This window comes from Martelella alba, from assembly GCF_005217455.1.
Taxonomy (GTDB): Bacteria; Pseudomonadota; Gammaproteobacteria; order Enterobacterales; family Enterobacteriaceae; genus Acerihabitans.
Window position 1 is genome coordinate 21,626 of record NZ_SZPQ01000049.1, and the last position, 9,690, is coordinate 31,315.

Annotated in this window: 10 protein-coding genes and 1 pseudogene; 4 read left to right on the forward strand and 7 right to left on the reverse strand. The window is 57.5% G+C overall.

The features are described from left to right. Positions 1-94: 94 nt before the first annotated feature. From cysM to FCN80_RS22445, 7 genes are all read right to left on the reverse strand, one after another. Positions 95-982, reverse strand: a complete 888-nt coding sequence (gene cysM, locus FCN80_RS22415) for a cysteine synthase CysM (RefSeq protein ID WP_136992570.1) — start codon at positions 980-982, stop codon at positions 95-97. A gap of 187 nt (positions 983-1,169) precedes the next feature. Further along, entirely contained in the window at positions 1,170-2,264 is a 1,095-nt protein-coding gene (cysA, locus tag FCN80_RS22420) for a sulfate/thiosulfate ABC transporter ATP-binding protein CysA (protein WP_136992571.1), read from the reverse strand. Then, the gene (gene cysW / locus FCN80_RS22425) at positions 2,261-3,130 is read right to left on the reverse strand and encodes a sulfate/thiosulfate ABC transporter permease CysW (RefSeq protein WP_136992572.1); all 870 of its coding nucleotides are present in this window, start codon (positions 3,128-3,130) and stop codon (positions 2,261-2,263) included. The genes cysA and cysW overlap by 4 nt, the downstream gene beginning before the upstream one ends. Then, entirely contained in the window at positions 3,130-3,954 is an 825-nt protein-coding gene (gene cysT / locus FCN80_RS22430) for a sulfate/thiosulfate ABC transporter permease CysT (RefSeq protein WP_373880358.1), read from the reverse strand. Before cysT ends, cysW begins: the two co-directional genes overlap by 1 nt. An 8-nt stretch (positions 3,955-3,962) precedes the next feature. Next, positions 3,963-4,949 carry a sulfate ABC transporter substrate-binding protein gene (locus FCN80_RS22435; RefSeq protein WP_306767917.1) on the reverse strand — a complete coding sequence of 329 codons (987 nt, stop codon included), beginning with the start codon at positions 4,947-4,949 and terminating at the stop codon, positions 3,963-3,965. A gap of 319 nt (positions 4,950-5,268) precedes the next feature. Continuing rightward, positions 5,269-5,856, reverse strand: coding sequence for an RpoE-regulated lipoprotein (locus FCN80_RS22440; protein ID WP_136992575.1), 588 nt, complete (start codon positions 5,854-5,856; stop codon positions 5,269-5,271). 290 nt (positions 5,857-6,146) lie between these two features. Further along, a complete protein-coding gene (locus tag FCN80_RS22445; protein ID WP_136992576.1) occupies positions 6,147-6,572 on the reverse strand; it encodes a GNAT family acetyltransferase in 426 nt (141 codons plus the stop codon). A gap of 314 nt (positions 6,573-6,886) precedes the next feature. On the opposite strand from FCN80_RS22445, the gene hemF reads away from it, so the two are divergent. The 4 genes and pseudogenes from hemF to FCN80_RS22465 form a co-directional block, all read left to right on the forward strand. Continuing rightward, the gene (hemF, locus tag FCN80_RS22450; protein ID WP_136992577.1) at positions 6,887-7,810 is read left to right on the forward strand and encodes an oxygen-dependent coproporphyrinogen oxidase; all 924 of its coding nucleotides are present in this window, start codon (positions 6,887-6,889) and stop codon (positions 7,808-7,810) included. Further along, positions 7,810-8,268, forward strand: a complete 459-nt coding sequence (locus tag FCN80_RS22455; protein ID WP_136992578.1) for a YaiI/YqxD family protein — start codon at positions 7,810-7,812, stop codon at positions 8,266-8,268. Before hemF ends, FCN80_RS22455 begins: the two co-directional genes overlap by 1 nt. A 156-nt stretch (positions 8,269-8,424) precedes the next feature. Beyond that, the gene (tal, locus tag FCN80_RS22460; RefSeq protein WP_136992579.1) at positions 8,425-9,375 is read left to right on the forward strand and encodes a transaldolase; all 951 of its coding nucleotides are present in this window, start codon (positions 8,425-8,427) and stop codon (positions 9,373-9,375) included. Positions 9,376-9,390: 15 nt separating this feature from the next. Beyond that, positions 9,391-9,690 (forward strand): annotated as a pseudogene (locus tag FCN80_RS22465) (transketolase); the annotation flags it as partial.

A 9,690-nucleotide genomic window follows, 5' to 3' on the forward strand; every position in this document is an offset into this window, starting at 1 on the left:
GTATGACATAATAAAGGGAACGTCGTTCATATAATATGTCGTCGCAGCGACAATTTTTCCTGTGCGATCAGGGAATCGCTGCCGTTTACGCCGCTTACCGACAGTCGAAAATGCCAGTGGATAAGTAACGGTCGCCGCGATCGCAAATGATCGCGACAATCAGGCTACCCGGATGTTCGGCGGCAATCCGCAACGCGCCCGCCACCGCGCCGCCGGAGCTGACGCCGCAAAACACCCCTTCTTCCCGCGCCAGGCGGCGCATAGTGTCTTCCGCCGTGCCTTGATCCATATCCAGGATATCGTCAACCACCTCCGGACGGTAGATGCCCGGCATGTAAGCGTCTGGCCAGCGCCGTATGCCCGGAATGGCGCTGCCCTCCGCCGGCTGTAGTCCGATGACCCGCACCGCCGGATTCTGGCTTTTCAAAAACTGGCCAACCCCGGTGATGGTGCCGGTGGTGCCCATACTGGAGACGAAATGGGTGATGTTACCCGCCGTCTGCCGCCAGATTTCCGGACCAGTGGAGGAAAAGTGGGCGAAAACATTATCCGGATTATTGAACTGGTCGAGAACCTTGCCACGGCCTTGCCGCATCAGGGTTTGCGCCCGATCGCGCGCCCCTTCCATGCCCTCATCCCGGCCAACCAGTATCAGTTCGGCGCCGTAGGCCTGCATCGCCGCCTGACGCTCCATACTCATATTGTCCGGCATCAGCAGGGTCAGTTTATATCCTTTAACGGCGGCAATCATGGCCAGCGCGATACCGGTATTGCCGCTGGTGGCCTCGATAAGCCGGTCGCCGGGACTGATTTCGCCGCGGCGCTCCGCTTCCCGGATCATGGCCAGCGCCGCCCGGTCCTTGACCGATCCGGCCGGATTGTTGCCTTCCAGTTTTATCCGGATCTCACACCCGGTTTCCCGTCCCATACGCTGTAAAGTCACCAGCGGAGTATTGCCAATGCACTGCTCAAGTGTCGTCACGCCGATATCCCGATACAAAACAAGCGACCGAGGGGTCGCCTGTGGCTAAGAAACATACCGTTGCGCTCAATTTACGGTTAAATTTCATATTTATTGACAATAATACTATCAAATTGGAAACAAAACAAAGCGCCGCCGTCCATAAGGATCCGGCGGCGAGACACCACGGCCGGAAACGGCGGGAGTCTTAGGCGCTTTCGGCCAGCGCTGCGGGTTGCAGCGCTTTATCGCCCACATAGAGCCGGGCGTGGCCGGCGCCGAGATAATAACGTTCGCCCCGCTGCGGCGGCAGGCCGCCGCCCGTGGCCGGCAATATCAAACTCAGGGGATCCCGATGCCAGCCCAGCGGCGTAACGGTCGCTTGCCAATAGTGGCCGCGGGGACTGATATCGCTTATCTGCACCGGCAACGGATGCTGTTCGCCGGGCTGCTGGCTTACGGCCATTTCCCAGGGACGCAGCAGCAATTCCACCGGCCCCTGGTGGATGGGCGTATAATGCAGCGGCCAATGATAATGACCGACATGGATTTGCGATCCGCGGATTTCCCCCGGTAACCGGTTGACCTCGCCCAGGAATTCCAAGACAAAACGGCTGGCCGGGTCGCGCCATACTTCCTGCGGCGTACCCGCCTGTTCAATGTTGCCCTGGCTCATTACCACCACGCGATCGGCGACCTCCATCGCTTCTTCCTGATCGTGGGTAACGAATACGCTGGTGAATTTGAGTTCATCGTGCAATTGCCGCAGCCAGCGGCGCAACTCTTTGCGGACCTGGGCGTCCAACGCGCCGAACGGCTCGTCAAGCAGGAGAATCTGCGGTTCGACGGCCAGCGCGCGGGCCAGGGCCACGCGCTGTTTCTGGCCGCCGGACAACTGGGAAGGGTAACGATTGGCCAGTTGGCCGAGTTGCACCATTTCCAGCAATTGCGCGACTTTCTGCTTGATCAATGTCCGGCTGGGCCGCTCGCGGCGTGGTAAAACCGTTAAGCCGAAAGCGATGTTTTCAGCAACGGTCATGTGGCGAAACAGTGCGTAATGTTGAAAAACAAAACCCACCTGCCGTTCGCGGGCATGAATATGTCCGACATCCCGGCCGCCGAAACGCAGACGGCCGCTATTGTGTCGCTCAAGGCCGGCGATGATACGCAACAACGTCGTCTTGCCGGAACCGGACGGCCCCAGTAACGCCACCATCTCGCCGGTCGAGATATCAAGGGAAATATCGTTCAGCACCTTGGTGTTGTCGAAATATTTACTGATGTTATCAATTTCGATACTCACTGGGGGTCCTCCCGTTGAAACTGGGCCTGTTGGCGCGACAAACGCCATTGCATGCCGCTTTTCAGGAATAACGTGGCCATGGCCATCAGGGTCAGCAAGCCGGCGGCGGTAAACGCGCCCACTGTGTTGTAGTCCTGATGCAATAATTCGACTTGCAACGGCAAGGTATAGGTCTCGCCGCGGATAGAGCCCGACACCACCGACACCGCGCCAAATTCGCCGATGGTCCGCGCATTGGTCAAAATCACGCCGTAGAGCAGCGCCCAGCGGATGTTGGGCAGGGTGACGCGCCGGAACATCTGCCAGCCGGAGGCGCCGAGCAAGATAGCCGCCTCGTCTTCCTCGCCGCCCTGGCTCATCATCACCGGGACCAATTCGCGAACCACAAAGGGACAAGTGACGAAAACGCTGACCAGCGCCATACCGGGCCAGGCGAACATCAATTGGACATTATGGTCCTCTAGCCAGCCGCCAATGGGACCGTTGCTGCCATAAAACAGCAGGCACAACAGTCCGGCCACCACCGGCGATACCGCGAACGGAATATCCAGCAGGGTCAGCAGCAGTTGCCGCCCGGGAAAGGCGAAACGGCTGACCAGCCAGGCCAGCAAAGTGCCGAACACTACGTTGACCGGTACGGTGATAAGGGCTATCAGCACCGTTAGCCAGATGGCGTGCAACATGTCGGCATCGCGCAGATTCTGCCAGACCAGCGATATCCCGCCGCCAAAGGCGGTAATGAAGATGTAGGCCATGGGAATAACCAGCAGCACCAGCGACAACAGACCGCCGATACCGATAAGCGTCCATTTCAGCCAGTCGACGCGCTCGCGCAGGGCGCCGTTGGCAACGAAAACATCAGACATCAGTGGCCCCCCAGACGCCGGCCGAAGCGGGATTGCAATATATTGATGGCAAACAGCAGCAACAGCGAGACCGCCAGGATGACCGAGGCGACGGCGCTGGCGGCCGGATAATCGAATTCCTGCAACCGGATGAAAATCATCAGCGAGGTCACTTCGGTTTTCCAGGCGATGTTGCCGGCGATAAAAATCACCGCGCCGAATTCGCCCAGACTGCGGGTGAATGACAAGGCGGTGCCGGCCAGCAGGGCGGGCGCCACCTCGGGCAGAACCACACGCCGGAAAGACTGCCAACGGCCGGCGCCGAGAGTTTCGGCGGCTTCTTCATATTCCGGTCCCAGCTCTTCCAGTACCGGCTGCACGGTGCGAACCACGAACGGAATGCTGGTGAAGGCCATCGCCACGGCGATACCCAGCCAGGTATAGGAAACCTTGATGCCGAACTGGTCCAGCCAGGCGCCATACCAGCCGGTAGTGGAAAACAGTGTCGCCAGGGTCAGGCCGGCCACCGCGGTGGGCAGGGCAAACGGCAAATCCATCAAGCCGTCCAGCAACTTCCGGCCAGGAAAGGTGTACCGGGTCAGGATCCAGGCCATCAACATGCCGAAAAACGCGTTGAACAGCGCGGCGAGGCCTGCCGACAGCAAGGTCACCCGATAGGCCGCCACCAATTGCGGCGCGGTGATAACCTGCCAGTACTGTTGCCAGGTCATTTGCCCCAATTGCATGATAAGCGCGCAAAGGGGCAGCAGCAGGATCAGGCAGACAAACAGCAGACTGCTGCCCAAACTCAGACCGAAACCGGGCAACACGCGTTTGCTAGGCAGCGCGAACATTATTGATGCCCCGCCGCAAGTAATTTATCCAGTTCGCCGCCCTCGGCGAAATGCGTCTTCATGACCTGCGGCCAGCCGCCGAATTGATCTTCCACCCTAAAGAGGCTGACCTGGGGAAATTTATCTTTATTGGCGGCCATGACGGCCGGATCGTTGACCCGGTAGTAAAATCCGGCGATGATCTTTTGCGCCGCCGGGCTGTAAAGATACTTCAGGTATTCCCGGGCCGCCTGTCCGGTACCGTTTTTCTCGACATTTTTATCCACCCAGGTCACCGGAAATTCCGCCAGAATATTGTTTTTCGGTACGATGACCTGGTAATTGTCGTCGCCGTATTGATGCCGGATATTATTGACTTCCGATTCGAATGAAATCAGCACGTCGCCCTGCCCGCGTTCCGCAAAGGTGGTGGTGGCGCCCCGCCCGCCGGTGTCGAATACCTCGACATTAGCGAGAAATTTCTGCATCCAGGCGCGGGTTTTGGCCTGATCGCCGCCATCCGCCAAATTTTCCGCCCCCCACGCCGCGAGATAAGTGTAACGCCCGTTGCCTGAGGTCTTCGGATTGGGAAAAACCAGTTTCACATCGTCCCGCGCCAAATCCCGCCAGTCATGGATATTTTTCGGATTGCCCTTACGCACCAAAAACGCCATGGTGGAATAAAACGGCGAACTGTTGTTGGGTAGACGGCTTTGCCAGTCCGCGGGGATCAGGTTGCCGCGATCATGAAGGATTTGTACGTCGGTCACCTGGTTGTAGGTCACCACATCCGCCCGCAGGCCCTGCAATATGGCCAGCGCTTGCTTGGATGAGCCGGCATGGGACTGTTTGATGGTCAGCTTATCGCCGGGATGCTCGTTCTGCCAGATCTGCTCAAAGGGGGGATTCAAGGCGGCAAACAGCTCGCGCGCCACATCGTATGAGCTGTTCAACAACTCGGTGGAATGCGCCGGGCCGCCAATCAGCAATATTGCCGCCAACCCCATGCGCAGGGTATGGCCGGTTAAAAGCGTTCGTTGCATGCTTTGCCTTGTGAAAAGAATAAATAATTCGTCTGGAATAAAGCTAGTTTATTTATAACAGGCCAATAAACAGTAACGGTTTTATATATCCTTTTGGACTTTGGCATTATCAAACGCTATAAGCCCGCAAAGGGTGCAAAACCCGAGGGTTCGGACACGCGGACGGCGGGAACATGAGGAGGACATCACCGGGATGTCGGCAGTAAAGCGCGCATCGCCGGCAGGATGATTCCGAGAGCGGGATTATCCCGCGACGACGGCGCCGTTAACCGGGACGGCGGGGTTAATGAACGGTATCGGCATGCCAGATAATTTTGCCGACCCGCCAGTGTCTAAGCACATCGTCGGCCGGCATCAGGGATTCCGGGCCCTGCCATTCGCCGATAAAAACATAATCCACATGCCTGCTCTGCGGCGCGGCGCAGACCACCGCCTCGCTATCCTCGCCGACACCCTTGCGGCAGGCGCCGAACGCCTTATCATACAAATCGCTGAACACCGTGCCGATTTTAACGCCCCAGGCGCTGGGAACGGATTTGTCCTCGACCACCACTCGGGAAACCCCACCCGAATCGGCCCCGTAAATGGTCATTTCAACTTCTTTATCTTTTAGCGCCTGGTAAAATGAGACGATGCCGCCATTGGCGGTTTCCATCCCCTTGCGGAAGCGATAATCCCCCGACAGCGCCTTATCCAGCGCATCCTCGGTCAAGGGCGTGGCGGCATTGATTCCCCCCACGCCGCGGTCCGTCACGGTCACCTCGCTTCTAAACCAGTTGAACGGCGAAAGGCTTGACCAGGAAAAACCGACGCTTGAACATCCCGCCAGTACAAGGGGCAGCCCAATCAATATAGGGCGTAAACGCTGCATACTCTCTCCTTCGGTTCACTCCATAACGGAGGCATCATGCTTTCCGTTCCGGTCTTTGATAACGGCGCCGGGTAAAAGTGCCGCCGTTTATACTTTTTGCGATGAATATTTCAAGGGGCATCACGGCGGCATGCCTAATCCTCGCAGGTTCCATGACCGGAAGTTACCGCGCGCCTGGACCAGCAGTTGTCGAAAAACGGGACATTGGCACGCCGCATCCCTAAGGCTGCCGCGACAGGATGATAAAGCGCCCTTGACGTGGTTATCGCAAGGTTATCCCCGGCCGACGCTCAATATTCCTGGTCTTCTATTAGCCGTTTGCCCAATGTCACGCTATCGACCACCTCGTACTCGAGTTTTTCATACATACCGATTACCGCCGCATTGTCTTTACGCACCATAAGGTGGATTTTGGGACAGCCGCGGGCGATCAGTTTTTTCTCAAGCCGGCTTATCAGCGCATTGGCGATGCCGCGTCCACGAAAATCCGGATGAACGCCCAGATAATAGGCCGAACCGCGATGCCCGTCATAGCCGCCCATGATGGAGCCGACAACTTCCCCGGCCACTTCCGCGACCAGAAACAGATCAGGATCATGATTCATTTTCCGTTCGATATCCATTTCGGGATCATTCCACTGCCGCAAAAGGCCGCAACGCTCCCAAAGCGTGATCACTTCTTCAAAATCGTCTTGGCGAAATACACGAATTTCCATAGGCGCCCGCCATCAACCTGAATGAAAAGATTAATTATACGCTAAATACTTCGAGTCCCATCGCGGCGGCAAGTAAGCAAACATTGCCAACGAAGAGGCAGCTTGGCGTATGACAAGTTTATTGAATATCACGTTATTTCCCATTAAAGCAAATATACTCGCCATGATTCATTTTGCCACTTGGCCGGCGTGAAAGTCCGATGTTTATTGCGCCATGATCAATCCGGGCCAGGGGAATTCGTCAAGGGGGCAAGAGGACGTTATACTGGGGGGGCGTCGCTGATGGCGCAAGCGATCAATCGTGAGCCCGTGGTATGAATCAGCCTGATATCGAACACATTGAATGTTTTCTTCGGCGGTTGCAGGACGATATCTGCGCCGCGCTGGCCGACGAAGATGGGGGCGGCGTGTTCAAAGAGGACCCGTGGCGCCGCGAGGAAGGCGGCGGCGGGCGTAGCCGTTTGCTCACCGGCGGCGCGATATTCGAACAGGCCGGCGTAAACTTTTCCCATGTCGCGGGCGCCGCCCTGCCCGCCTCGGCCACCGCCCGTCGCCCGGAACTGGCCGGTCGGACCTACCAGGCGCTGGGCGTTTCCCTGGTGGTGCATCCGGAAAATCCCTATATTCCCACCAGCCATGCCAATGTGCGTTTTTTCATGGCCGAAAAACCGGACGCCGAACCGGTCTGGTGGTTCGGCGGGGGTTTCGATCTCACGCCTTTTTACGGTTTCGTCGAGGATGCCTTGCATTGGCATCGCACCGCCCGCAATCTTTGCCGCCCGTTCGGCGAACAGGTCTACCCGCGCTATAAAGCTTGGTGCGACGACTATTTTTTTCTCAAACACCGCAACGAGGCCCGAGGCATTGGCGGATTGTTTTTCGACGATGTGTGCGAGCCGGATTTTCCGCAGGCTTTCGCCTTCGCCCGCGCCGTCGGCGAGGGGTATCTGCCCGCCTATTTGCCCATCGTGCGACGACGCAAACATTTGGCCTGGGGTGCCAGGGAGAGACAATTTCAGCTTTATCGTCGCGGGCGGTATGTCGAATTCAATTTGGTATGGGATCGCGGGACCACCTTCGGCCTGCAATCCGGCGGACGTACCGAGTCCATATTAATGTCCCTGCCGCCGTTGGCGCGTTGGGAATATGATTACCGGCCGTCGCCCGGCAGCCCGGAAGAAGCGCTCTATCGCGACTTTCTGCCTGCCCGTGACTGGCTGGGCGGGGAGGACGGGTAATGGCCATTTGGGTAGATGCCGACGCGTGTCCCAAGGCCATCAAGGACATCCTGTTTCGCGCCGCCCAACGCGAAGAGATAGTGACGACCCTTGTGGCCAATCAGACGCTGACCGTGCCGTCTTCGCCGTTTATCCGCACTTTGCGCGTACAAGCCGGCTTCGATGCGGCCGATAATGAAATCGTCCGTCGCGTCGCAGGCGATGATCTGGTGATCACCAGCGATATTCCCCTGTCTTGCGAAATACTGGCCAAAGGCGCGGCGGCGCTTACCCCCCGTGGCGAACGTTATCGCCCGGAAACCATCCGCGAGCGGCTGGTTATGCGCGATTTTATGGACACGCTGCGTTCCAGCGGCATCCAGACCGGCGGTCCGTCGCCCCTGAGTCAACGGGAACGGCAAACTTTCGCCCAGGAACTGGATAACTGGCTGCGACAGCGTCCGCGAAAAGTTCGCTGAAAGGCGCCAAAGCAGGCCGTTCGCGGCTTTCTACGTTTTCAACCAGTGGAATAATCGGAAAAAGCGCATTTCTTTCTACGTCCTGTTGAGGCAGTGTTATTCTTAAGTTAATACCGCCTCATACGAGAAGTTTTGTTTTCCCTCACGGAGTTAAGAATGAACCAGTTAGAAGCGCTAAAACAATTCACCACTGTCGTCGCCGACAGCGGGGATATTGATTCGATTCGCCACTACACACCGCAGGACGCCACCACCAATCCCTCGCTGATTCTCAAAGCCGCCAGCCTGACCGCTTATCATCCCCTATTTGAAGACGCGCTGGCGTTCGCCCGCCAGCAGGGCGGCAGCCGCGAAACCCAAATCATTAATGCCGGCGATAAACTGGCGGTCAATATCGGCGTGGAAATCCTAAAAAGCGTGCCCGGACGCGTCTCTACCGAAGTCGACGCCCGGTTGTCCTTCGATCGCGGCATGTGCGTGGCGAAAGCCCGTAAACTGGTTGGTCTCTACCAGCAACAGGGCATCGATAAATCCCGCATTCTGATTAAACTGGCGTCCACCTGGGCCGGCATCAAAGCGGCGGAGGAGCTGGAACGGGAAGGCATCAACTGCAATCTGACGCTGCTTTTCTCCTTCGCCCAGGCCCGCGCCTGCGCCGAGGCCGGCGTCTATCTTATTTCGCCGTTCGTTGGGCGCATCTATGATTGGTATAACCAGCGCAAGCCCCAGACCCCCTATGATGTCGAGCAGGACCCGGGGGTTAAGTCCGTGCGCAAGATTTACCATTATTACAAACAACACCGTTATCAGACGGTTATCATGGGCGCCAGCTTCCGCAAAGCCGAACAAATTCTGGCGCTGGCCGGCTGCGATCGCCTGACCATTTCTCCGGCATTGCTGGAAGAACTGCATAAGAGCGAAGAGCCGGTGCAACGCAAACTGACGCCATCCACTGAGGGCCTGCATCAGCCGGCGCCGTTATCGGAGTCCGAATTCCGTTGGGAACATAACCAGGATCCTATGGCGGTGGATAAACTGGCCGAGGGCATTCGCCAATTCGCGGTAGACCAACAAAGCCTGGAAGACCTTCTGGCGGCGAAACTCTAATCCCCGGAGTATGTCATGACCACACGTAGAACGCTTGCCAACGCTGTTCGTGCCCTTAGCATGGATGCCGTGCAAAAAGCCAAATCCGGCCATCCCGGCGCCCCGATGGGCATGGCCGATATCGCCGAAGTCTTGTGGAACGATTATCTGCGGCACAATCCCGCCAATCCCAAATGGATTAATCGCGACCGCTTTATTCTCTCCAACGGCCATGGCTCCATGTTGCTTTATAGCCTGCTGCACCTGACCGGCTATAACCTGCCCATGGAAGAGCTGAAAAACTTCCGCCAGTTGCATTCAAAAACCCCCGGCCAT

What these genes read in the sequence shown, in the direction of transcription:
- cysW (WP_136992572.1), bottom strand. Translation starts at nt 3,130, where the DNA reads ATGTCTGATGTTTTCGTTGCCAACGGCGCCCTGCGCGAGCGCGTCGAC.
- FCN80_RS22435 (WP_306767917.1), bottom strand. Translation starts at nt 4,949, where the DNA reads ATGGGGTTGGCGGCAATATTGCTGATTGGCGGCCCGGCGCATTCCACC.
- FCN80_RS22440 (WP_136992575.1), bottom strand. Translation starts at nt 5,856, where the DNA reads ATGCAGCGTTTACGCCCTATATTGATTGGGCTGCCCCTTGTACTGGCG.
- FCN80_RS22445 (WP_136992576.1), bottom strand. Translation starts at nt 6,572, where the DNA reads ATGGAAATTCGTGTATTTCGCCAAGACGATTTTGAAGAAGTGATCACG.
- hemF (WP_136992577.1), top strand. Translation starts at nt 6,887, where the DNA reads ATGAATCAGCCTGATATCGAACACATTGAATGTTTTCTTCGGCGGTTG.
- FCN80_RS22455 (WP_136992578.1), top strand. Translation starts at nt 7,810, where the DNA reads ATGGCCATTTGGGTAGATGCCGACGCGTGTCCCAAGGCCATCAAGGAC.
- tal (WP_136992579.1), top strand. Translation starts at nt 8,425, where the DNA reads ATGAACCAGTTAGAAGCGCTAAAACAATTCACCACTGTCGTCGCCGAC.